At 60.5% G+C, this 21,387-nt stretch carries 21 protein-coding genes; 15 read left to right on the top strand and 6 right to left on the bottom strand.

The annotated features are described in order from the left end of the window. The first annotated feature begins 34 nt into the window (after positions 1–34). Both PMI21_RS27310 and PMI21_RS27315 read left to right on the top strand, forming a co-directional pair. Positions 35–559: a DUF6586 family protein gene (locus tag PMI21_RS27310; RefSeq protein ID WP_007933174.1), complete on the top strand. Its 525-nt coding sequence runs from the start codon at positions 35–37 to the stop codon at positions 557–559. A 141-nt stretch (positions 560–700) separates the two neighbouring features. Continuing rightward, on the top strand, positions 701–934 hold the full coding sequence (locus tag PMI21_RS27315; protein ID WP_007933173.1) for a hypothetical protein: 234 nt from the start codon (positions 701–703) through the stop codon (positions 932–934). A gap of 94 nt (positions 935–1,028) precedes the next feature. On the opposite strand, the gene sulA is transcribed toward PMI21_RS27315, so the two are convergent. Both sulA and lexA read right to left on the bottom strand, forming a co-directional pair. After that, the gene (sulA, locus tag PMI21_RS27320; protein WP_007933172.1) at positions 1,029–1,502 is read right to left on the bottom strand and encodes an SOS-induced cell division inhibitor SulA; all 474 of its coding nucleotides are present in this window, start codon (positions 1,500–1,502) and stop codon (positions 1,029–1,031) included. A 10-nt stretch (positions 1,503–1,512) separates the two neighbouring features. Beyond that, entirely contained in the window at positions 1,513–2,121 is a 609-nt protein-coding gene (lexA, locus tag PMI21_RS27325; protein ID WP_007933171.1) for a transcriptional repressor LexA, read from the bottom strand. Positions 2,122–2,350: 229 nt separating this feature from the next. Between lexA and PMI21_RS27330 the strand changes: the two genes are divergently transcribed. The 7 genes from PMI21_RS27330 (at position 2,351) to qhpG (ending at position 10,716) form a co-directional block, all read left to right on the top strand. Further along, positions 2,351–3,058 carry a TetR/AcrR family transcriptional regulator gene (locus PMI21_RS27330; RefSeq protein ID WP_007933170.1) on the top strand — a complete coding sequence of 236 codons (708 nt, stop codon included), beginning with the start codon at positions 2,351–2,353 and terminating at the stop codon, positions 3,056–3,058. A gap of 167 nt (positions 3,059–3,225) precedes the next feature. Next, entirely contained in the window at positions 3,226–4,224 is a 999-nt protein-coding gene (gene nagZ, locus PMI21_RS27335; protein WP_177318265.1) for a beta-N-acetylhexosaminidase, read from the top strand. A gap of 12 nt (positions 4,225–4,236) precedes the next feature. Continuing rightward, entirely contained in the window at positions 4,237–4,974 is a 738-nt protein-coding gene (locus PMI21_RS27340) for an S-methyl-5'-thioinosine phosphorylase (RefSeq protein ID WP_007933168.1), read from the top strand. 160 nt (positions 4,975–5,134) lie between these two features. Next, on the top strand, positions 5,135–7,039 hold the full coding sequence (locus PMI21_RS27345) for a sigma-54-dependent Fis family transcriptional regulator (protein ID WP_007933167.1): 1,905 nt from the start codon (positions 5,135–5,137) through the stop codon (positions 7,037–7,039). Continuing rightward, positions 7,039–8,757 carry an ABC transporter ATP-binding protein gene (locus tag PMI21_RS27350; protein ID WP_007933166.1) on the top strand — a complete coding sequence of 573 codons (1,719 nt, stop codon included), beginning with the start codon at positions 7,039–7,041 and terminating at the stop codon, positions 8,755–8,757. Before PMI21_RS27345 ends, PMI21_RS27350 begins: the two co-directional genes overlap by 1 nt. Beyond that, positions 8,747–9,424, top strand: coding sequence for a subtilisin-like serine protease QhpE (gene qhpE, locus PMI21_RS27355; protein WP_007933163.1), 678 nt, complete (start codon positions 8,747–8,749; stop codon positions 9,422–9,424). Before PMI21_RS27350 ends, qhpE begins: the two co-directional genes overlap by 11 nt. Then, positions 9,421–10,716: a flavin-dependent monooxygenase QhpG gene (gene qhpG / locus PMI21_RS27360; protein WP_007933162.1), complete on the top strand. Its 1,296-nt coding sequence runs from the start codon at positions 9,421–9,423 to the stop codon at positions 10,714–10,716. Before qhpE ends, qhpG begins: the two co-directional genes overlap by 4 nt. An 89-nt stretch (positions 10,717–10,805) precedes the next feature. On the opposite strand, the gene PMI21_RS27365 is transcribed toward qhpG, so the two are convergent. Continuing rightward, a complete protein-coding gene (locus PMI21_RS27365; protein ID WP_007933160.1) occupies positions 10,806–12,296 on the bottom strand; it encodes an aldehyde dehydrogenase family protein in 1,491 nt (496 codons plus the stop codon). Positions 12,297–12,580: 284 nt separating this feature from the next. Between PMI21_RS27365 and PMI21_RS27370 the strand changes: the two genes are divergently transcribed. Continuing rightward, positions 12,581–12,835: a DUF1652 domain-containing protein gene (locus PMI21_RS27370; protein WP_007933158.1), complete on the top strand. Its 255-nt coding sequence runs from the start codon at positions 12,581–12,583 to the stop codon at positions 12,833–12,835. Positions 12,836–12,883: 48 nt separating this feature from the next. Here the strand turns inward: PMI21_RS27370 and PMI21_RS27375 are convergent, their stop codons facing one another. Continuing rightward, positions 12,884–13,240: a hypothetical protein gene (locus tag PMI21_RS27375; RefSeq protein ID WP_007933156.1), complete on the bottom strand. Its 357-nt coding sequence runs from the start codon at positions 13,238–13,240 to the stop codon at positions 12,884–12,886. Between the two features lie 345 nt (positions 13,241–13,585). Between PMI21_RS27375 and peaA the strand changes: the two genes are divergently transcribed. The 4 genes from peaA to peaD all read left to right on the top strand — a co-directional run bounded on the left by peaA (position 13,586) and on the right by peaD (position 18,145). After that, entirely contained in the window at positions 13,586–15,166 is a 1,581-nt protein-coding gene (gene peaA / locus PMI21_RS27380) for a quinohemoprotein amine dehydrogenase subunit alpha (RefSeq protein ID WP_007933154.1), read from the top strand. Positions 15,167–15,247: 81 nt separating this feature from the next. After that, positions 15,248–16,678 carry a quinohemoprotein amine dehydrogenase maturation protein gene (peaB, locus tag PMI21_RS27385; protein WP_007933152.1) on the top strand — a complete coding sequence of 477 codons (1,431 nt, stop codon included), beginning with the start codon at positions 15,248–15,250 and terminating at the stop codon, positions 16,676–16,678. Position 16,679: 1 nt separating this feature from the next. Continuing rightward, positions 16,680–17,003, top strand: a complete 324-nt coding sequence (gene qhpC, locus PMI21_RS27390; protein ID WP_007933151.1) for a quinohemoprotein amine dehydrogenase subunit gamma — start codon at positions 16,680–16,682, stop codon at positions 17,001–17,003. Positions 17,004–17,026: 23 nt separating this feature from the next. Continuing rightward, the gene (gene peaD / locus PMI21_RS27395; RefSeq protein WP_007933150.1) at positions 17,027–18,145 is read left to right on the top strand and encodes a quinohemoprotein amine dehydrogenase subunit beta; all 1,119 of its coding nucleotides are present in this window, start codon (positions 17,027–17,029) and stop codon (positions 18,143–18,145) included. Between the two features lie 82 nt (positions 18,146–18,227). Here peaD and PMI21_RS27400 read toward each other — a convergent pair whose 3' ends face one another. Then, positions 18,228–18,629: a lysozyme inhibitor LprI family protein gene (locus PMI21_RS27400; protein ID WP_007933149.1), complete on the bottom strand. Its 402-nt coding sequence runs from the start codon at positions 18,627–18,629 to the stop codon at positions 18,228–18,230. A gap of 208 nt (positions 18,630–18,837) precedes the next feature. Between PMI21_RS27400 and PMI21_RS27405 the strand changes: the two genes are divergently transcribed. Beyond that, positions 18,838–19,326 carry an SRPBCC family protein gene (locus tag PMI21_RS27405; RefSeq protein WP_007933148.1) on the top strand — a complete coding sequence of 163 codons (489 nt, stop codon included), beginning with the start codon at positions 18,838–18,840 and terminating at the stop codon, positions 19,324–19,326. Between the two features lie 660 nt (positions 19,327–19,986). Here PMI21_RS27405 and PMI21_RS27410 read toward each other — a convergent pair. After that, positions 19,987–21,312, bottom strand: coding sequence for an aminotransferase-like domain-containing protein (locus tag PMI21_RS27410; RefSeq protein ID WP_007933147.1), 1,326 nt, complete (start codon positions 21,310–21,312; stop codon positions 19,987–19,989). Positions 21,313–21,387: the final 75 nt, after the last annotated feature.

The following is a 21,387-nucleotide window of genomic DNA, read 5'->3' as shown; positions in this document are numbered from 1 at the left end:
GTGAAGCAATTATTTCGTTGTGGAGGCTGCCGTCATGGCCCACGAACTCTATACCCGTACCAACCAGAAAATTTATTTCGCCGGCCTGTCGCTGGAAGCGCTCGCCAAGGCCGAAGAGGGGCGGGCGATGAACTCCCTGGCGCTGATTCAGGCCGGGCGCGAATCGGCGTTGTTTCACCTGTACGGAGCGCTATTGGGGCTGTGCCATGAAATCGCCGGTTTCTATCGCTTGCCTCAGGCTAATGCGCCGCGGGCAGAGATGCTGCTGACCCGCGAAGTGCTCGAAACCATCGCTATTCCGGAAATGGCCGAGATGGTCGAGTTGGCGCAAAACCCTGAAACCTGGCTGGCCAAACTGCTGTCGGCTTATGCCGCACTGTTTCAGCCGCCTCGTGCTCCACACAAGCCCAAGGGCGATGTGACGCAGCCGCTCATTCTGGCGGTCAATCTGGACGAAGAAGAGGCGCCTGAAGAACTGAGCCGGGAAGAACTGGAGAGCTGGCGCCAGAATTTGAAAAGCCTGGCGATCCGGTTTCGCGAAGGGCTGAACGAGTGCTGAAGGATTGAGTGTTTGGCGAATGGTTCGCTCAAGAAAGCGTGATGTCAGAAATTTCTCTTCGTGATGGCATTTGGTCAAGATCCCGAGCGAAGCTTGGCCGATGCCTATATAATCCCCGCCTTTCGTGGAGAACAGTCCTTTATGCCAACGTCCTTTCTAGAAATTGTCGAGTTACCAGACGGCCGAATCGAGCTGCGTAGGGCTGAGGACGAGGGTTCTCTGGTTACTTTGGATTTCTCCGAGGATGCCAAGGCTTTCCTGCAAGGCCAGCACGTGGAAGTCGCCAAGGCGATGTTGAGCGTCGGTGTTCAGATGGCAGGGCGCCTTGTTGAAGGCGAATTTGATAAGGAAGAGGGGCCACGGGTTCTTCATTGATCCCGCCCGTCGGATTTTGCGGATACCTCTACAGATCGGCTTCTCTATCCTTGGAGAAGCCCCGCGCTGTTCAGCGCAAACAGTGTTTTGTCAGTTAACCCAGTCGAATATTCAGACTTTGCGCATCCCCGGTACGGGCGGCGCTGATCAGCTGTTGCCGCGACGATGTGCTCAACGGGTTTAGCCAGCTGACGACCGTATGGCTGCGGCCAAGTCGCAAGGCTTCACAGGTCAGCTGCTGGGCGCTCTGTGTGCCGCGTGGTTGCAGCAGCAGGATGCGTTCACGGTTCAGGCCGGCGTCTCGCAGCCAGGCCTGGGTCAGGCTGGCGGGCGGGGCGATCAGAGTCAGCCAGCGAGCGTCCTGATCCTGACTCAGTTCCCTGAGGATGGGTGCCAGAAGGTTCAGGCAGTTCCCGGCCGCGCCACGCAATGACAGCTCGCTGAAGACTTCGGGCTCGGCGCTCCAGGGCGACTCGACCACGTCTTTCAGGATCGGCGCCAGCGGCTGCGCCATGAACGCCTCGAACAGCGGGAGTTGGGCTTGCTGTGAAGTGTGTGGGAACTGCATAAAGCCTCCTTTAGCGGCGAATCACGCCGACGCTCAAGCCTTCGATCACCAGTTCCTGATCTTTCAGGTTGACTTCGATAGGGGCGAATTCAGGGTTTTCGGCAATCAGCCAGACCTTGCTGCCGTCGCGCTTGAAGCGCTTGACGGTCACTTCGTCGCCGATCCGCGCCACCACGATCTGACCGTTACGGGCTTCACGGGTGGTATGGACGGCCAGCAGATCTCCGTCGAAAATGCCGACGTCCTTCATGCTCATGCCATGGACCCGCAACAGATAGTCAGCGCGAGGGTGGAAGAACGAAGGGTTGATGTTGCAGGATTCTTCGATGTGCTGCTGGGCGAGGATCGGAGCGCCCGCTGCCACTCGGCCGATGATCGGCAAGGTAGACTCGTCGGCCTTGGCTTCGAAGCCGGGGATGCGAATGCCACGGGAGGCGCCTGGGGTCATCTCGATCGCGCCCTTGCGGGCCAGTGCCTTGAGGTGTTCTTCCGCCGCGTTGGGCGACTTGAAGCCCAGTTCCTGAGCGATTTCCGCGCGGGTCGGCGGGTAGCCGTTGTCTTCGAGGCAGCGTTTGATGAAGGCCAGAATCTCTGCTTGGCGTGGCGTCAGCTTTAGCATATTGATCGCTCTGTCTTTTTATACAGTGACTGGGATTATATACAGTGAACCGGTCTTGGCAATGCCCCTTTTTTTGCCGGCCGCTGGACGGTCATTCAGCTCGCCGATTGAAGCGCCAGTGTTGTATGGTTAAATAGCTGACCGACCATTCCCAAAACGAACCGCCAGACTTGACAAGGCCTGGGCTGAAACGTATGTTTCAAACAAGTGTTTGTCAGGCGGAGTAGCCATGGCCCAGTCGGAAACCGTTGAACGCATTCTCGATGCTGCCGAGCAATTGTTCGCGGAAAAAGGTTTCGCTGAAACCTCGTTGCGTCTGATCACCAGCAAGGCTGGTGTCAATCTGGCGGCGGTGAACTATCACTTCGGATCGAAGAAGGCGCTGATTCAAGCGGTCTTCTCGCGTTTTCTCGGGCCGTTCTGCCTCAGTCTCGATAAAGAGCTGGAGCGCCGTCAGGCCAAACCCGAGAACAAACCGACCCTTGAAGAGCTGCTGGAGATCCTCGTCGAGCAAGCCTTGGTGGTGCAGCCACGCAGCGGAAACGACCTGTCCATCTTCATGCGTTTGCTGGGGCTGGCTTTCAGTCAGAGCCAAGGCCACTTGCGTCGTTATCTGGAAGACATGTACGGCAAGGTTTTCCGCCGCTACATGATGCTGGTCAACGAAGCCGCGCCACGCATTCCTCCGATCGAACTGTTCTGGCGCGTGCACTTCATGCTCGGTGCCGCGGCGTTCAGCATGTCGGGGATCAAGGCCTTGCGCGCGATTGCCGAGACCGATTTCGGTGTCAACACTTCCATCGAGCAGGTGATGCGTCTGATGGTGCCATTCCTGGCCGCGGGCATGCGTGCCGAAACCGGCGTCACCGACACCGCCATGGCCACCGCGCAGTTGCGTCCACGCAGCAAATCGACCCCGGTGGCCGCCAAGGTTTAACCGCACACGGGTGGGCGCGGCAGCTGACATCCGCTAAGCTAGCCGCCCATGCCGACTCTCGTTTTGAACCCCCTCATTGATATCGCCGACCTGCCGGGCTCAGCCCATGGCGGCGAATTCGTGCGAGCCGGGTTTATCGTAATCAAGGAATTTCCATGACTGCTGGCCTGCAAGGCTCGTTGATGGTGGACGTCGCCGGTACCTGGCTGACGTCTGAAGATCGCCAATTGTTGCGCCAGCCCGAAGTGGGCGGCCTGATCATTTTTGCCCGCAACATCGAACACCCGCGTCAGGTGCGTGAGTTGAGCGCCGCGATCCGCGCCATTCGTCCTGATCTGCTGCTGGCGGTGGACCAGGAGGGCGGTCGGGTTCAGCGACTGCGTCAGGGCTTCGTGCGACTGCCCGCCATGCGCGCCATCGCCGACAACCCGAATGCCGAATACCTGGCCGAGCAGTGCGGCTGGATCATGGCGACCGAAGTGCTCGCAGTCGGTCTCGACCTGAGCTTCGCCCCGGTACTGGACCTGGATTACCAGCGCAGTGCGGTGGTTGGCACCCGCTCGTTCGAAGGTGATCCCGAGCGCGCTGCCTTGCTCGCGGGGGCGTTCATCCGCGGTATGAACAGCGCCGGGATGGCTGCCACCGGCAAGCATTTCCCCGGTCATGGCTGGGCCGAGGCCGATTCCCACGTTGCGATTCCCAACGACGAGCGCAGCCTCGACGAGATTCGCGCCAACGACCTGGTGCCGTTCGCGCGATTGAGCAAGCAATTGGCCGCCGTCATGCCGGCCCACGTTATTTATCCACAAGTCGATTCCCAGCCTGCCGGTTTCTCCCGTCGCTGGTTGCAGGACATCCTGCGCGGCGAGCTGCAGTTCGATGGCGTGATCTTCAGTGACGACCTGTCGATGGCCGGTGCGCACGTGGTTGGCGATGCCGCCAGTCGCATCGAAGCGGCATTGACCGCCGGTTGCGACATGGGCCTGGTGTGCAACGACCGCGCGGCTGCCGAGTTGGCTTTGAGTGCCGCCCAGCGGTTGAAGGTCAAACCTTCGGCGCGTATCGCGCGGATGCGTGGGCAGGCGTACGCCAACACCGAATACCGTCAAGACCCGCGCTGGCTGACGGCCGTCGGCGCGCTCAAAGAAGCTCAATTGATTGATTAAGGACTTTTCGTTATGACGGTTTACGCGATTATCGGTGGCACCGGCCTGACTCAACTCGAAGGCTTGAGCATTCGTCAATCATTGGCGGTGGACACCCCTTACGGCGCGCCTTCGGCCGAGGTGCAGATCGGTGAATACGCCGGCAAGGAAGTGCTGTTTCTCGCACGTCACGGCCACCCACACCGCTTCCCTCCGCATCAGGTGAACTACCGTGCCAATCTGTGGGCCTTGAAGCAGGCCGGTGCCGAAGCGATTCTCGCGGTCAACGCCGTGGGCGGGATTCATGCCGCGATGGGCACCGGGCATTTCTGCGTGCCGCATCAATTGATCGACTACACCAGCGGTCGCGAACACACTTATTTTGCCGATGACCTGGAACAGGTTACACACATCGACTTCAGCTATCCCTACAGCGAACCCCTGCGTCAGCAATTGATCGCGGCGTTGGCGGCTGAAGGCGTTGGCTACAGCAGCCATGGCGTTTACGCCTGCACCCAGGGGCCGCGTCTGGAAACGGTCGCTGAAATCGCGAGACTGGAGCGTGACGGTTGCGACATCGTCGGCATGACCGGGATGCCGGAGGCCGCATTGGCGCGTGAGCTGGAACTGGATTACGCCTGTCTGGCGCTGGTGGTGAATCCGGCGGCGGGCAAGTCGACAGCGGTGATTACCATGGCTGAGATCGAACAGGCATTGCATGACGGGATGGGCAAAGTGAAGTCGACGTTGGCGCGGGTATTGAAGGGCTAAGCTCGACACTCTTGAGTTTCAGTCATTATCAGATGTGTTGATTTTATGCCGTGATACACAAGCGCCGTAAGGCACTTGCCATCGCCCTGACGTTAACGTAAAGATTGCGGCAGGGCGCTGATTTTCAAAAAGCGCGGGGCGGACCGATCCGGAGCGCTTGATGACGCTAATAAAAACAACCCATCCCACGTTGCACCGCGAAGCCAGGCTGGCACGGGAAAAGCTGCATCTCGAAGGCGCCGTCCCCGATGGGGTGTTGCGTGCGGAAATCGATGCGTCGTGGCGGCGCAGCCTCAGCCATGGTGTGCATTTCAATGCCAAGCATGAGCTGGCGCTGGAATCGAGCGCCAGTCTCGACGTGCTGCTGGCGAGCAATCGGTTGTTGATCGATGCAGCGATGCCGGCCATCGACTACCTGGCCGAACGCCAAGGTAAGGAAGGGCTGATCATCCTCGCCAATTCCGACGCCACCATCCTCGCCGTCGAAGGTCGTGCCGACCGTCTCAAGGGCAGCGGCCTGCAAGACATCACCCTTGGCGCCTGCTGGAGCGAAGCCGCTCGCGGCACCAATGCGCTGGGCACCGCACTGGTGGAGGCTCGGCCGACGATGATCGATTGCGGCGAACATTATCTCGATCGACTGACCGATTTTTCCTGCACCTCGGTGCCGATTTATTGCCCTCAGGGCGACATCCTCGGCGTGCTTGACCTGACCCGCGAAGGCCCGCTCGGCCGCGCTCATGACAGCACCGCGCTGCTGGCCATGGCCGTCAGCCAGATCGAAAGTCGCGTGTTCAACGCCAGTTATCCGGACCAGATCGTGCTGGCCTTCCACAGCCGTCGGCAATACCTCGAATCCCCTTGGCAGGGCTTGTTGGCGGTGAGCCTCGGCGGGCAGATTCTCGCCGTCAGTGCCCAGGCCTGCCAGTTGCTGCATGCCGAGCGTTCGGCGCTGGTCGGTCGACGCTGCGAAGAGTTTCTGGGTGTCGATGGCCTGCAATTGTTGTCGCGTCTGCATCAGGGTGGCGTCGGCAGTTTGCAAACCGCCAAAGGCGAATTTTTCTACAAAACCCTGCGCGCACCGCAGCGGTCGATCAACGTCAGCAGCACGGCGCGCACCCCAGCCAAAACCGCCAAGCCCCACCCCGATCTTGAATCCCTGGCCGGCAGTAACAGCCGTTATGCCCGAGCCCTGCGCATGGCCCGCCAAGGCCTGGCCAATGAACTGCCAGTGTTGCTGCTGGGCGAAACCGGTACCGGTAAAGAAGTCGTTGCCCGGGCGCTGCACATGGCTGGAGCGCGGTGCGACAAACCTTTCGTTGCGGTGAACTGCGCGGCCATTCCTGAAGGCCTGATCGAGTCGGAACTGTTCGGCTACCGCGAAGGCGCCTTCACCGGCTCGCGCCGTGGCGGCATGATCGGGCGCTTGCAACAGGCCCACGGCGGCACCTTGTTTCTCGACGAAATTGGCGACATGCCGCTGGCCCTGCAAGCCCGGCTCTTACGCGTGCTGCAGGACCGCAAAGTCGCCCCGCTGGGCGCCGGCGAAGAGCAAGACATCGACGTCGCACTGATCTGCGCCACCCACCGCGACCTCAAGCGTCTGGTGGAAGACAAACACTTCCGCGAGGACTTGTTCTACCGGGTCAACGGCATCAGCGTGATGCTCCCGGCCCTGCGCGAGCGCGATGACTTCAGCGGCCTGGTTGGCCGTTTACTGGCCAGACTCGATGCGCCGACGGTGGTCCTGCATGATGATCTGAGTCGCTTGCTCGGCGGCTATCACTGGCCGGGCAACATCCGCCAACTGGAGATGGTGTTGCGCACCGCGCTGGCCATGCGCGAGCCGGGAGAAACCGTGCTTACCCTCGACCATTTGCCCGACAGCATGCTCGACGAATTGACTGCCGGCGAACGATCCCAGAGCGGCAGTATTCGTGAACATGAACTGGAGCTGATTCGCCAGTCCCTGGAGACGCACCAAGGCAACGTCTCGGCCGCCGCCGATGCGTTGGGCATCAGCCGCGCGACCCTGTACCGCAAGCTCAAACAGTTGCGCTCGTGATGCAGCGCTTGATCGTGCGGCTGATCGACAGCCAGAACCCCGCCGCCCTGCAAGCGGCGTTGCGCTGGCTGTACAGCTTCGTGCGGCCCCATCGGCTGGCGATTGCCGGGCTGCTCGGGTTGTCGGTCTGTGCCTCGTCGCTGGTACTGGTGCAGCCCTGGCTGACCAAACTGCTGATCGACGACGGCCTGCTGGCACGCAACTTTCCAATGCTGGTGCTGATCGCCGGGTTGATGATCGTCGCCGGGTTGTTGGGCACGGCGCTGTCGGGCATCAATCGTTACCTGCACACGCGACTGTCCGGCCGGATTCTGTTTGCCCTGCGCGATGACCTTTACCGGCATTTGCAGCGGCTCTCGCCGGGTTTTTACGGCCAGCGGCGCATCGGCGATTTGATGTCGCGCCTCGATGGCGATGTTGCGGAGATTCAGCGCTTTGCCGTGGACTCGCTGTTCTCTGCAGTGTCGAGCGTGATTGGCCTGGTGGTCGCCGTGGCGATGCTGGTGACCCTGTCGTGGAAACTCTCGCTGCTGGCCCTGGTGCTGATTCCGCTCGACGTACTGTGGCTGCGCTGGATGCGGCGCAAGGTCGAGCGCGATGTGCGGCAGTTGCGCGAGCGTTCGGCGGACATGTCGTCGTTCATGGTCGAGACCTTGCCGGTGATGAAATTCATTCAGTCCGCCGGTCAGCAACAGCGAGAAGCGCGGCGGCTGGAGGGGTTGGGCCAAGGGTATATGAGCCAGTTGTTGCGCCTGCAAGTCACCGAGTTTTTCACCCAAGCGGTGCCCGGCACTCTGACCTCGCTGTCGCGGGCCTGCGCGTTTTTGATTGGCGGTTACTGGGTGGTGCAAGGGACTTGGCAGCTGGGCGCGCTGATCGCGTTTTCGACCTATCTGGGCATGGCCGTCGGCCCGGTTCAGAGCCTGCTCGGGCTTTACGTCGCGATTCAACGGATGACCGTCAGCCTCGGGCGGGTCATGGAGTTGCGTGGTGAAGAACCGACCGTCCTCACGCCGGTTGCGCCGCAGCCGATGCCGACCTCTGGCGAGTTGCGTTTCGACGACGTGCACTTCAGCCATCCCGGCCGCCCGACGACCTTGCGTGGTATCGAGGCGCGCATTCCTTACGGTTTGAAAGTCGCCCTGAGCGGCGGCTCCGGTGTTGGTAAATCGACCCTGATCGACCTGTTGCAGCGGCACCACGATCCGCAGTCCGGTCGGGTGTTGCTGGGTGAGGTCGATCTGCGGGAGCTGGACCTGTTCCAGTTGCGTCGGCGGATTGCCGTGGTCAGCCAGGACATCGTCTTGTTTCGCGGTAGCCTCGCCGACAACCTGGCCTACGCCGTGCCGGATGCCAGCCGCCAGGCCATCGCCGAAGTCGCGCGACTGGCGCAACTCGACAGCCTGATCGAGTCTTTGCCTGAAGGCCTCGACAGCCCTTTGGGCGAACGTGGCCAGCAGTTGTCCGGTGGGCAGAAACAACGTATCGCCATTGCCCGGGCGCTGTTGCAGGACCCGTTGATTCTGGTGCTGGACGAAGCGACCTCGGCGGTGGACGAAGCTACCGAGCGCGAAGTAATCGAGGCGATCGACCGACTGTTCGCCGGGCGTACACGGATTCTGATCAGCCATCGTCCCTCGACCCTGGCCGATGCCGATCTGCGCTTTGAATTGCTGGATGGCGTGCTCACCTCAAAAACGGTGCAGCATGAAGCCTGAGTTGCGGATTGGCGTGGTGGACAGCGGTCACTCGGCGGCGCAACGGGTGCAAGTGGTTGCCGGTCGACGGTTCTCGCTGCTGGAGGATGGGCTGGTGGAGAGTGAGTTACGCGATGACCCGCTTGGCCACGGCAGCGCAGTGATCGAGGCCATCGGCCGACGGGCGCCTTCGGCAGTTTTTTGCGTGGCCCAGGTGTTCGACCAGCGCGGAGTCACCAGCGCCTTGCAGATCGCCACCGCGATTGACTGGCTGGTGGCGCAGGATGTGCGGTTGATCAACCTGAGCCTCGGTTTGCGGCAGGATCGCAGCCTGTTGCGTGAAGCCTGTGCGGCAGCGGTGGCGCGAGGCGTGTTGCTCTGTGCATCCAGCCCGGCCCAGGGCGAAGGGGTGTTTCCGGCCAATTATCCGCAGGTGCTGCGGGGCACCGGTGATGCGCGTTGCGCCGAGCAGGAATGGTCGTGGCTCAACAGCGCCCAAGCGGACTTCGCCGCGTGTGTTCACGGCACCTATCCGGGCCAATCCGGCGCGAGCCTCGGCTGTGCGGCATTGAGCGGGCACATCGCAAGCTTCCTCGTTGCAAACCCCGAGGCGAGTAACGAACAGGTGGGCGATTGGCTACGGGAGAATGCCCGTTATCGTGGTCCTGAACGGCGTGTTGGCGCATGACTGCGATTGTCATTCTTGGCGCTGGGCCAGCGGGGGCGGCGGTGGCCCTGGGGTTGCGACGGCTCGGGTACGCCGTGACGCTGGTCAGTGAGTGGCGGCGGTTTGCGGCGCTGGAAGGGGTTTCCGTACGGGTGCTGGATGCCTTGCGCGGTGCGGGGCTGCATCAAGCGTTGGCGGATGCGACGGTGCCGTCCCAACGGCAGGTGTCCTGGAACGGTCAGCAGCATGCGCAAAACGTTGAATTTCTACTGGATCGGCCGAGCTTTGATCGAGGCTTGCGCGAGGATTTGCGGCTGGCCGGTGTCAAGCTGATCGAAGGCCGGGTGCTGACGGTGCAGTCGTCGGCTTCGGGGCATCGCATCGACATTGAAGGGCGCGAAGCGCTGGTCGCGGATTTTCTGGTGGAGGCCCGCGGACGCCAGGCGCCGGCCCTCGGCAAAGGCTGGCGCGGGCCGGAGACGCTCAGCTTGCTCAATCGCTGGCAAGGTGCGCCGGGCACCACCGCCAGTGCGGTGGAAAGCCTTGAGGACGGTTGGGCCTGGATGGCGCGGCGGGCCGACGGTCAGTGCTATTGGCAATGGACGGTGGACGTGGCCAGTGCCGAGCTGCCGGGCAAGGCGCTGTTGCTCGATTACTGCCGTCAGCGGCGCCAGGGTTCGGCGGTGGCTCGGGCGTTTTTTGCTAGCGGACCGGAAACCGATTTGCAGCTGCATGCGCGCAGCAGCACGGCGATTCTGTCGTCGCAGGTGTGCGGCGATCACTGGATTCGGGTCGGCGATGCGGCGATGGCAGTGGATCCGCTGTCGGGCAACGGCATCTTTCAATCATTGTCTTCGGCATTGCAGGCCCCGACGGTGATCAACACGCTGTTGCGCAAGCCAGAGCGGGCATTGCTGGCACAGCGTTTTCATCAGCAGCGGGTCGAGCAGTTGTTTTTGCGTTTTGCGCGTATTGGCCGGGACTTTTATGCCGATGAGCAGCGTTGGCCGGAGCAGCCGTTCTGGCAGACGCGGCGGCAATGGCCGGATGCGCAAGTGGCCCATGCCGAGGCAGATTTTTCCTCGCTGAAGATTGAGCGAGCGCCGGTGTTGCGCGATGGTTTTGTGGATGAGGCCGACGTGGTGATCACGGCGGATCAGCCGCTGGGGATCTGGCATGTGCAAGGGGTTGAACTGGCGCCGTTGGTGCGGCGGTTGCGCAGCGAGCCGGCCGAGCGGGTGTTGGCCGGGCTGACGATGGAGCAGGGGAGGATGGTTCGCAGTTGGTTGTTGGCTCAGGGGTTCAAACCGTAGGAGCTGCCGAAGGCTGCGATCTTTTGGCAGCCTCAAGCGTACTCAGGATCAAAAGATCGCAGGCTTCGCCAGCTCCTACAAAAGCTGTTTCAGAGCTTGATCAACACCGACTTCAACTCGGTGTAATGCTCGATCGCCGCATACCCCATCTCACGCCCGACCCCCGACATCTTGTAGCCGCCAAACGGCAGCGCCGGGTCCAGGGCGCTGTGGCAGTTGACCCACACCGAGCCTGATTTGATTCGCGGAATCATCCGGTGCACCGCCGCCAGATCATTCGACCAGATGCTCGCCCCAAGGCCATAAGGGCTGTCATTGGCCATGCGCAAGGCATCGGCTTCATCATCGAACGGAATCGCCACCAGCACCGGACCGAAGATTTCCTCCTGCACCAATGAATGCCGCTGATCGACATCGACAATCACCGTCGGTTTGACGAAATACCCCGGCCCGAATTGCTCGCCGCCACAGGCGATGGTCGCGCCGCTTTCCCGGCCCATTTCGATGTAGCGGTAAACCCGTTCCTGTTGACGCGCCGAGATCAACGGGCCCATTTCGACGCTCGGGTCCAGGCCGTTGCCCAGCTTCATGGCATTGGCAATGTCGCTGATGTCCGCGACCACATTGTCGAAATGCTTGCGCTGTACATACAGCCGCGAGCCGGCGCAGCAGACCTGGCCCTGGTTGAAGAAAATCGCACTGGCGGCACCCGCGGCGGCGGTCTTCAGGTCGGCATCGGCCATGACGATGGTCGGCGACTTGCCGCCCAGCTCCAGGGTGACCCGGGTCATGGAATCCATGGCGATTTTGCCGATCTGCTTGCCCACGGCGGTGGAACCGGTGAAGGTCAGTTTGTCGACCAGCGGGTTGTGGGTCAGGGCGGAACCCGCTGTGATACCGGTGCCAGTGACCACGTTGAACACGCCCTCGGGGTAACCGGCTTCGAGCACCAGTTCGGCGAGCTTCAGTGCGGTCAGCGGGGTTTCGTCGGCGGGTTTGAGCACCACGGTGCAACCGGTGGCCAGGGCCGGGCCGAGTTTCCAGCAGGCCAGCAGCAGAGGGAAGTTCCAGGCGACTATGGCGCCGACCACGCCCACCGCTTCGCGACGGATGAAACTGTGGAACTGATCGTTGGGCATCAGCGGCAGCGACACGTCAACGCTGGAGCCTTCGATCTTGGTCGCCCAACCGGCCATGTAGCGCAGGAAATCGATGGACAGCTGCACGTCCATCACTTGGGCCACGGCCGCACTTTTACCGTTGTTCAGGCATTCGAGTTGCGCCAGCAGTTCGGCGTCGCGCTGCATCAGATCGGCGAGTTTCCACAGCAGGTTTTGCCGCTCCCGAGGGCGAGTGCGGGTCCAGGACGAATCGTCGAAAGCCTGACGGGCGGCAAGTACCGCGCGGTCGACATCCTCGGGCGTGGCCCGTGGCACCGAGCACAGCACCTCGCCGGTGGCCGGGTTGTGCAGGGCCATGGTCTGGCCGTCGGCGGCCTCGACCCAGTCACCGCCAATGAGCATGCGCGGTGCGCGCTGGATGAAAGCCGAGGTGGCGGGAAGCAGATAAGGGAGGGGCATGGCAAGACCTCTTGTTGTGCGTGAAAACGGGGGCTTGCTCAATGTTTGGCAATGGCTGTGCCAAGTGTCGGGAAGGGGCTATAGCCCAGTGTCGGCGGGGGGTTGAGTGATGCGAGAGGGCGGGCGACTCGCTTGGAGGTGTCGCAAATCGCGACAGCCCGATGAGACGACGAGCAACCTGCCACGGTCTTGAGAGGTCCGCTATTGAGGACTAGAATTTTCAGGCTAAAGGGTGAAATGACGGAGCATTTGCCCGGCATCCATCTGGCGTGAGGGAGGTAGCGATGTTCCTTTCACCCCTGGAAATCCAAAACATCATCGAGCAAAGTTTTCTGCCCGCCGTGTGCACCTGCAGCATGGAGGCGGACCAGTCCCTGACGATTCGGGTCTGCGATTGCATGACCGGCAAAGTGGATCTGGTGGCCACTCACATTCCGGTGTGGACACTGGACAGCCCCCATGCAATTGCTTCGCTGGTGGCTGATATGCGGTTGGAAATCGAGGCTCACAAAGGCGTTCACCCGACGTTCTACAGCTGAACCGATGTCACGCCGCACCCGTCGGTGGTGCGGCGTGCGTCCGTCATTTCATGACGGGATTTTTTGAGAAATCTCCTCGAACGTGTCGCTATCTACAGCTGCCAGCAACTTTCTTCCATCCTTGAGTGTGGCCAGAAAGGTTACCTCGGTTTCCTTGCCTGCCAACATGAAACCGGCAATCGCGCCGATCGGCCCCAGCAACATGGCCCCTGCCACGCCGAAGCCGATGACATCCTTGATGTTGTTGATCGAGTCCTCATTAGCCACTTCTACGCTCTTGAACAATGAGAGCGGGAGGGTGATGCCGGGCCACGGGTGCAGCGACGTCCTGAGCGTGAAAACGCCGTCCCTGTACTCTCCATCACCCTGCAGAAAGTCCCCCGCCAGGACCGTTATGCTTGCCATGTTCTTACCCTCTGACTGGCAATCGGTGGACCCTCATTTCGCGCCTGCACTGGAGCATCGTCAATCGCCGGGCGATGAAGTGTTCCGGTCGGGGCATCTATGCTTGTCTCACACTGCAACAGATGTCGCGATATTAGACGCAGGCGATCTCGTTCAGACGCGCTCAATAGCCAGTTTTTTCATATAACTAATTGATTTTTATGGTGATCGTTAAGCTGGCACGCTCCGTGTATTGCTCATCGCAGACGTTTCTCTTGCCTCCGTCAGCGGATCAAAGCCGACGGCAGAAACCATAAAAACGATAAGCCACAAAAATAAGAAAGCACCGTGCGAGGTTCGACGTTGATGAAGAGAAAACTCCGATCAGGCATGAACGCCAGTCTGCTGGCCGTAGCCGCCTGTATGGCGCTGCACTCACCCCATAGCCTGGCAGCCCGCGACGCCCAGACCGTCCTCAAGGAAACCTGTCAGGGCTGTCACACCCCCGAAGCCGATAACGCCCTGAGCCGCATCAGCCACCAGCGCAAAACCCCGGAAGGCTGGCTGATGAGCATCGCCCGGATGCAAACCATGCACGGTTTGCAGATCAGCGATGACGACCGCCGGACACTCGTCAAATACCTGGCCGACACTCAGGGCCTGGCACCGAGCGAGACCGATGGTGTGCGTTATGCGCTGGAGCGGCGGCTCAATACCGTCGAGAAATTTGACGACCAGACCAGCCAGATGTGCGGTCGCTGCCACTCCGGCGCGCGGGTTGCCCTGCAACGCCGGCCTGCCCAGGAATGGGAGCGGTTGGTGAACTTCCACCTCGGCCAATGGCCGTCGCTGGAATACCAGGCACTGGCGCGGGATCGTGACTGGTTTGATATCGCCCGCAAAGACATGGTGCCGCTGTTGGCCAAGCGCTATCCGCTGGACAACCCGGCCTGGAAAAAATGGCTGGGCAGCGCGCCGAAAAGCGCCGCGCTGGTGGGTGACTGGAGCTTCAGCGGCCACTTGCCGGGTAAAGGTGAATTGGCCGGGGTGATGAGCGTGACGGCCAACGGCAGCGACACCTTCAAGGTCAGTGTCAAAGGCCAATACGCCGACAGCACGCCCTTCAACGGCGACGGCAGCGCGATTCTCTACACCGGCTACGAATGGCGCGGCAACGTGAGCATTGAAGGTGTGACCATGCGCCAGGTGTTCGCCGCCCAAGGCAATGCCATGCAGGGGCGGATGTTCGAGGCCGAGCACGACGAACGCGGTCTGGACTTCGTCGCCGCCAAACAGGGCTCCCAGCGTTTGCTGGCGGTGCAGCCGGGTTATCTGAAGGCGGGCGCCGAGACAGAGGTGACGCTGGTCGGCAGTGGCCTCAACGGCAAACCGAACTTTGGCAAAGGCGTGGAAGTGGTCGAAGTCGTCGAGCAAAGCGCGGATCGGATCAAGGTCAAACTCAAGGCCGCCGCCAATGCCCAACCGGGCCTGCGCGCGGTGACGGTTGGCAGCCTGAAAGGCCCAACCCTGTCGGTCTACAGCAAAATCGAATCGGTCAAAGTGGTGCCGGAATTCTCGGTGGCGCGGATCGGCGAGGGCGGTGGTTCGACGCCGAAAGTCCAGGGCCGTTTCGATGCTGAAGCCTGGGGCAAGGGCGCTGATGGTAAGCCGTATCGTATCGGCGTGTTCCCGGCGCAGTGGAAAGTCGAAGCCTTCGACGACCGCGCCAAGGAAGACGAAGACGTCAAGTTCGCCGGCACCATGCAGGCCGACGCTGGCGTGTTCACCCCGGGAGATGCCGGGCCGAACCCTGCGCGCAAAATGTCCACCAACAATGCCGGCAACCTCAAGGTGATCGCCGCCGTCGACGACGCAGGCAAATCCCTGACCGGCGAAGGCCACATGATCGTCACCGTGCAACGCTGGAACAATCCACCCATTCCTTGAATGCCCTGAAACCCAAGCTTTCAGACACTTTTTCGGAATGATCGCAGGCCTCGCAACCGAGGTCTGCACAGGAGGTTTGCCATGGGCGCTATCTTGAATCTGGTCGAGCGTAATCTGCACGAAGTGCACGTCGATGCCGACCGCATGCTGTTTCACATTCCCAGCAGTTCGCTGTTCGCCAGCGATGAGTTGACCGGCACCATCATTGATACCTTGCGCGGTCCCGGCTGTTCGTCGGACGACCTGATCCAGCGCTTGGCCGCACGCTTCAACGGCGAAGAAATCACCGAGACCTTGCGTGAGCTGATCTCGCTGGAGCTGGTCAGCGACGGCTCGCCACTGACCCCGGACATCAGCACCAAACGGGTCGAGCGCACCGCGATCAATACCGTGGTGCTCAACGTCAACACCGGCTGCAATCTGAGCTGCACCTACTGCTACAAGGAAGACCTCGACAAGCCGTCGGCCGGCAAAAAAATGGACGTCGAAACCGCAGTCGCGTCGGTGGAAATGCTGCTGCGCGAATCCCCGGACGAAGAACGCTTCACCGTAGTGTTCTTCGGGGGTGAACCGCTGAGCAATCGCAAGTTGATCGAGTACATGGTCGACTACTGTGAAAAGCGCTTTGCCGAGGCGGGCAAGTTTGTCGAATTCGTCATGACCACCAACGCCACGCTGCTCACCGAAGAAACCGTGGACTACCTCAATGCCCATCGCTTCGGGCTCTCGGTCAGTATCGACGGGCCGAAAACCGTGCACGACCGCAACCGTATCACCGTGGGCGGGCAGGGCACCTACGACGTGGTGCGGCGCAAGGCCGAGATGCTGCTGTCACGCTACAACAGCCGTCCGGTGGGCGCGCGGGTGACCCTGACCACCGGCGTCACCGACGTCGAGACTATCTGGGATCACCTGTTCAACGAATTGGGATTTGCCGAGGTCGGTTTTGCTCCCGTGACTTCGGGCGATATCAGCAGTTTCAACCTCACCAGCGACGAGTTGATCGACGTCTTCGCCAACATGAAAAAGCTCGGTCGGCGGTATCTGGAAGCGGCGCTGGAACACCGCAACATCGGTTTTTCCAACCTGCACCAGTTGATCACCGACATCCATGAAGGCCACAAAAAAGCCCTGCCATGCGGCGCGGGCCTGAAGATGCTGGCGGTGGATCACAAGGGCGAATTGAACCTGTGCCACCGCTTCACCGGTTCGAGCCTGCCGACCTTCGGCAATGTGCACAGCGGCGTGAAACAGGTTGAGTTGAATGACTTCCTCTCACAACGCCTGGACCGCACCAACACCGGTTGCGAGGACTGCCAGATCCGTAATCTCTGCTCCGGCGGCTGTTACCACGAGAGCTACGCCCGATACGGCGACCCGACCCATCCGACCTATCACTACTGCGAACTGATGCGTGACTGGGTCGACTTCGGCATCGAGGTCTACACCCGGATCATGGCTCACAACCCTGCGTTTATCAGCAGCTACATCACTCCGCGCAAGGCTCACTGACATGAAACATCTCAAGGCAATCAACAACAAAGCCCAGAAGCTCGATCAGGCCGCGGCTGAAAACCGTATCGAAGAAGTGGTGGCGATGAGTTCCGTCGCCGGCTGCGCCTCGACCACCGACCCGGGTTGGGAAATCGACGCCTTTGGTGGTGTGTCGTCGCTGTGCCAGCCGATGGAGGCCGATCTTTATGGCTGCTCCGACCCGTGCTGGTGGCCGGCCCAGGTGCCGGACATGATGAGCACCTACCCGGACTGGAACAAGGATGCCCAGGCGTCCAACGAAAACTGGCGCAACCTCGGCACTGTCTTTCCAAAAGACAAATGATCGGACTGATGAAGGATTCCAGCATGCTTCGTATTAAAGCTTGCGGCCTCGCCGCGTTTGCCGTCCTGAGCGTCTGCTCGCTCACCGTTCTGGCCGATGAAAACACTGCACTTCAAACCGGTCACGAGTACATGTTGACCACCAATTATCCGAACAACCTGCACGTCATAGATCTGGCCACCGACAGCCTGTTCAAGACCTGCAAAATGCCGGACGCCTTCGGCCCTGGCACCGTACAACTGTCGCCGGATCGCAAGACGGCTTACGTACTGAACAACCACTACGCGGATGTCTACGGTGTCGAGCTGGACAGCTGCAAGCAGGTGTTCCACGCCAGCATCACGCAGAAACCGGGGGAGAAAGCACGCTCGATGTTTGCCTTCACCCTCAGTCATGACGGCAAGGAGCTGTACACCGTCGCCAACCCGACGTTGATGCTCAATGATCGCTACGAAGTGCAGCAACCGCGTCTCGATGTGTACGCGACCGACGCCGGCATGGACGCCAAACCCGTGCGCAGTTTCCCGGCACCACGGCAGTTGACCATCATGCAGAGCGGTGACGATGGCACGTTGTATGTGGCGGGGGCTGACGTCTACAAGGTGAACGTGAACACCGGAAAATTCGACGTGCTGATCCCCAGCCGTCACTGGAAACGGGCCAACTACAGCGCGCCGGACGTGCTCTACGTGTGGAACCAGCAGACCTATCGCCATGATTTCTCGCTGCTCTACACCGCCGCGAAATTCAAGGACAAGAAGCAGGACCCGGCCACCGCCGAGTACCTCTACGGGCTGTTCAGCATCGACCTGAAAACCGGCAAGACCGAAACCACCGACTTCGGCCCGCTGACGGAAATCTACTTCAGCGGCATGCGCTCGCCCAAGGATCCGAACCTGATGTTCGGCGTGCTCAATCGCTTGGCCAAGTACGACATCAAACAGAAGAAAATGCTGCAGGCAGCGACGCTCGATCACTCCTACTACTGCATTTCCTTCAACAAGGACGGCAGCAAGGTCTACCTGGCCGGGACGTTCAACGATGTGGCGATTTTCGATGCCGACAGCCTGAAGCGGATTGGCAGCATCAAGATGCCGGGTGGGGATATGGCGATTACCACGGCGCAGGTGTTTGTTCGGTAATCGTGGTACCTGAGCGGGTGCCTTCGCGGGCAAGTCGGCGATCCGACTTGCCCGCGAAGAGGCCCTCAAGGACACCTCAGTATCAAGCCTCGGGCACCGGACAACTCATATCGCCTTCCTCACACGTGAGGTAGCGTTTGAAGGTTTCGACGCGGGCCTTGGTCAGGTTGGTGTTGCACAGGCTGTAGATCAGCGGATACACACTGCCACCCGACACCGTAGAGGTCGAAAACTCACACTCGGCATCACGAAACGCCACCCAGTTGCGTTGCGCGCTGACCAGCAGCTTCTTGGCATCGGGATTGTCTTTCAATCGTTTGGTGATTTGCTGGTAAAGCGTGTTCAGCTCTTTATCAGCCGCTTTGTATTGCTCGGCAGCGCACTGATTCATGGTGCCCTGGTCGTTCGCATTGGCACAGTCCACGGCATGCGCCATGGTGGTGAACAGCAGCGGTGTCAGCGCCAGGAGAAAACGAGGGGACATGGTGGGCTCGCAGTGGTGATGAAAATTGAACAGCAGTGTAGCGAAGATGGAGGTTTCAGCTTGCAACGAGGCACTTTCAGCCCAGAACTTATGCCCAAAACCGAGGCCGAATATTTCAGGTACGGTTGATTGCAGCACCCGTTTGATACAACTTTTAGGTTGGTCTTATGGTCTTTACGGGCCTACTGTTCAATACAGGAGGTGACTTATGAACCCAGCATCAGATTTCATCGAAAGGAAGGTTCTGCTCAAGGCGCCGCGCTCGCGGGTCTGGCGCATGCTGGCCAATGCCGAAATGTTCGGGCAATGGTTCGGCGTGGCACTCAAAGGTAAACGCTTTGTTGCCGGCGAGTGGACCCAGGGGCAGATTACTTATCCTGGTTATGAGCACTTGTTGTGGAATGTACTGGTAGAGCGGGTCGAACCGGAGCGGGTGTTTTCGTTTCGCTGGCACCCGTATGCGGTGGAACCGGAAGTCGATTACTCCCAGGAGCCCACCACGCTGGTGACGTTCAAACTCGAAGACACGGACGAAGGCACGTTGTTGACGGTCGTCGAGTCCGGTTTCGATCACGTTCCTCAGTCGCGCAGGCTCAAGGCGTTCCGCATGGACAGCCGTGGCTGGGATGAGCAGATGAACAATATCGAACAGTTTCTGACGGACAACGCCAAGACCCACGATCTTCAGGGAGGTTGATGGCTGCAGACCGCGAAATTCGCGGCTTCGGCCCATGATGGTTGATACGTCTAAGGGTATTCGGAAGGGCGGCTATGGCGAATGTCTTACACGCGGTAGTAGCTATGTCGTCTATTGCGGATTGGATCCGAAGCGTAATCTAGCCCCATCAACTGAAGCACAGGAAGTGCTCAGGGTCACGGATGATCGACCATAAGCAAGGATTGCTGCCGACAGGGAGTCGATATGGTCTTGGAAAACCCGCTTCGGCGGGTTTTTTTTCGTCTGCAGAAAACTGCAACCGATTTCCCGTCCCCGTACCTGTAGCAGCTGCCGAAGGCTGCGTTCGGCTGCGAAGCAGTCGCAAATTCAGGCGCTGCGGTCTTTCAGGTACACCGTGGTTGTATGGTCTACGACTGCTTCGCAGCCGAACGCAGCCTTCGGCAGCTGCTACAAGGGCTGTTTTAAGGCGCTGGATGGTCAATGGCTTACACGCAGCCGCTGATATGTCGTCTTTTGCAGCTTCATCGATGTGTTTAATCTGGATCCATCAACTGAACACAGGACGTGTTCAGGATCACGGATGATCGACCATACGCCAGGATGGCTACCGACAGGATGTCGTAATGGTCTTGAGAAACCCGCTTAGGCGGGTTTTTTTATGGGCGTCAGAAAAGTCCGTCAGATGTCCACAACTGCACGCAGTGTTTCCAGGGCGCGCTTCAACACGTCGAGGCTGATCGATCCCATGGCCACCCGCAGTGCAGGAGGCACATGAGTGGTCGTGGCAAAGGGATCGGCGCTGGTCACCTGCACACCTTTACGTTCCAGCTCGGCAACCACCGTTTCGGCCCGCAAGCCTTCGGGCAATCTGAGCCAGAGGTAGTAGGACGCGGGATGCGCCATCAGTTCGCAGTTTTTCAGGATTTGCCGAGCCAGGTTCTGTCGCTGCCGGGCGTCCAGGCGCTTTTGCTCTTCGAGGTTGTCGACTTCGCCGCTATCGATCCAGCGGCAGGCCAGTGCGACGGTCAGCGACGGGGTGCTCCATGTCGACACGCGTATGGCTTGTTCCAGCGCCGGCATCATCGCTTTCGGTGCAACGATGAAACCGATGCGCAGGCCCGAGGCAACGCTTTTCGACAGGCCGCTGATATACAGCGTGCGCTGCGGGGCCAAGGTAAACAGCGGTTTGGGTGCCGGTTCTGCGAGGAAGGCATAGGCGCCGTCTTCGATGATCAGAAAGTCGTAGCGTTCGGCCAATTGCACCAGGCGCTCACGGTCGGCGATGGACATCACCGTGCCCAGCGGATTGTGCATCGTCGGCATGCTGTAGAGCGCCCGCACGGGGCGCCGCTTGCACAGCGCTTCCAGGGCGTCGAGGTCGGTGTGCCCGGCGATTTGCGGCAGGGCTTCGAGGTCCAGCCGATGGGCCTGGGCCAGGGTTTTCAGGCCGGGGTAGGTGAGGGCGTCGAGAGCCAGAATATCTCCCGGTTTGAGCAGTGCCATCAGCGTCACGGCAAGACCTTGCTGGGCGCCGTTGACGATCAGCACCTGATCGCCCCCCACCCGAATGTCCCGATTGCGTAAATGCCGGGCCGCCGTCTGCCGTTCATGCGGCCGCCCGCCCTGAGGCGCGGAATGCAATAGCGCATCGATATCCCCGGAGGCGGCAATCGCTCGCAAACCCTCGCGCAATAATTCGTCCTGACCGGGTACCGACGGGTAATTGAAGGTCAGGTCCACCATGCCGACGCCCAGCGGTTGCTGTTCCAATCCCAGACCGCGTGGCAAGGACGTGTCGCGCACAAAGGTGCCACGGCCGGTTTCGCCGACCACCAGGCCGATCGCTTCCAGCTCGTGATAGACCCGCAACGCCGTGGCCAGGGCAATCCGCTCGCGCTGCATCAACGCGCGAATGGTCGGCAATTGCGTGGCCGGTGGCAGTTCACCGCTGCGAATCTTCCCGGCGAACTGATCCACCAGGCGTTTGTAGCGAATACGGGTCATGGCTGAGTGCTCTTTGTATCTGGATCAATTTTTTGTTTGTATCAGATTGGCGCTCTAATCTACAGGCTTTCCAGG

Source organism: Pseudomonas sp. GM18 (genome assembly GCF_000282195.1).
Classification (GTDB): Bacteria; Pseudomonadota; Gammaproteobacteria; order Pseudomonadales; family Pseudomonadaceae; genus Aquipseudomonas.
This window is presented reverse-complemented; position numbering and strand designations above follow the sequence as displayed.

Coding starts and splice junctions, on each gene's coding strand:
- PMI21_RS27310 (WP_007933174.1), top strand. CDS start 35: ATGGCCCACGAACTCTATACCCGTACCAACCAGAAAATTTATTTCGCC.
- PMI21_RS27315 (WP_007933173.1), top strand. CDS start 701: ATGCCAACGTCCTTTCTAGAAATTGTCGAGTTACCAGACGGCCGAATC.
- sulA (WP_007933172.1), bottom strand. CDS start 1,502: ATGCAGTTCCCACACACTTCACAGCAAGCCCAACTCCCGCTGTTCGAG.
- lexA (WP_007933171.1), bottom strand. CDS start 2,121: ATGCTAAAGCTGACGCCACGCCAAGCAGAGATTCTGGCCTTCATCAAA.
- PMI21_RS27330 (WP_007933170.1), top strand. CDS start 2,351: ATGGCCCAGTCGGAAACCGTTGAACGCATTCTCGATGCTGCCGAGCAA.
- PMI21_RS27340 (WP_007933168.1), top strand. CDS start 4,237: ATGACGGTTTACGCGATTATCGGTGGCACCGGCCTGACTCAACTCGAA.
- PMI21_RS27345 (WP_007933167.1), top strand. CDS start 5,135: ATGACGCTAATAAAAACAACCCATCCCACGTTGCACCGCGAAGCCAGG.
- PMI21_RS27350 (WP_007933166.1), top strand. CDS start 7,039: ATGCAGCGCTTGATCGTGCGGCTGATCGACAGCCAGAACCCCGCCGCC.
- qhpE (WP_007933163.1), top strand. CDS start 8,747: ATGAAGCCTGAGTTGCGGATTGGCGTGGTGGACAGCGGTCACTCGGCG.
- qhpG (WP_007933162.1), top strand. CDS start 9,421: ATGACTGCGATTGTCATTCTTGGCGCTGGGCCAGCGGGGGCGGCGGTG.
- PMI21_RS27365 (WP_007933160.1), bottom strand. CDS start 12,296: ATGCCCCTCCCTTATCTGCTTCCCGCCACCTCGGCTTTCATCCAGCGC.
- PMI21_RS27370 (WP_007933158.1), top strand. CDS start 12,581: ATGTTCCTTTCACCCCTGGAAATCCAAAACATCATCGAGCAAAGTTTT.
- PMI21_RS27375 (WP_007933156.1), bottom strand. CDS start 13,240: ATGGCAAGCATAACGGTCCTGGCGGGGGACTTTCTGCAGGGTGATGGA.
- peaA (WP_007933154.1), top strand. CDS start 13,586: ATGAAGAGAAAACTCCGATCAGGCATGAACGCCAGTCTGCTGGCCGTA.
- peaB (WP_007933152.1), top strand. CDS start 15,248: ATGGGCGCTATCTTGAATCTGGTCGAGCGTAATCTGCACGAAGTGCAC.
- qhpC (WP_007933151.1), top strand. CDS start 16,680: ATGAAACATCTCAAGGCAATCAACAACAAAGCCCAGAAGCTCGATCAG.
- peaD (WP_007933150.1), top strand. CDS start 17,027: ATGCTTCGTATTAAAGCTTGCGGCCTCGCCGCGTTTGCCGTCCTGAGC.
- PMI21_RS27400 (WP_007933149.1), bottom strand. CDS start 18,629: ATGTCCCCTCGTTTTCTCCTGGCGCTGACACCGCTGCTGTTCACCACC.
- PMI21_RS27405 (WP_007933148.1), top strand. CDS start 18,838: ATGAACCCAGCATCAGATTTCATCGAAAGGAAGGTTCTGCTCAAGGCG.
- PMI21_RS27410 (WP_007933147.1), bottom strand. CDS start 21,312: ATGACCCGTATTCGCTACAAACGCCTGGTGGATCAGTTCGCCGGGAAG.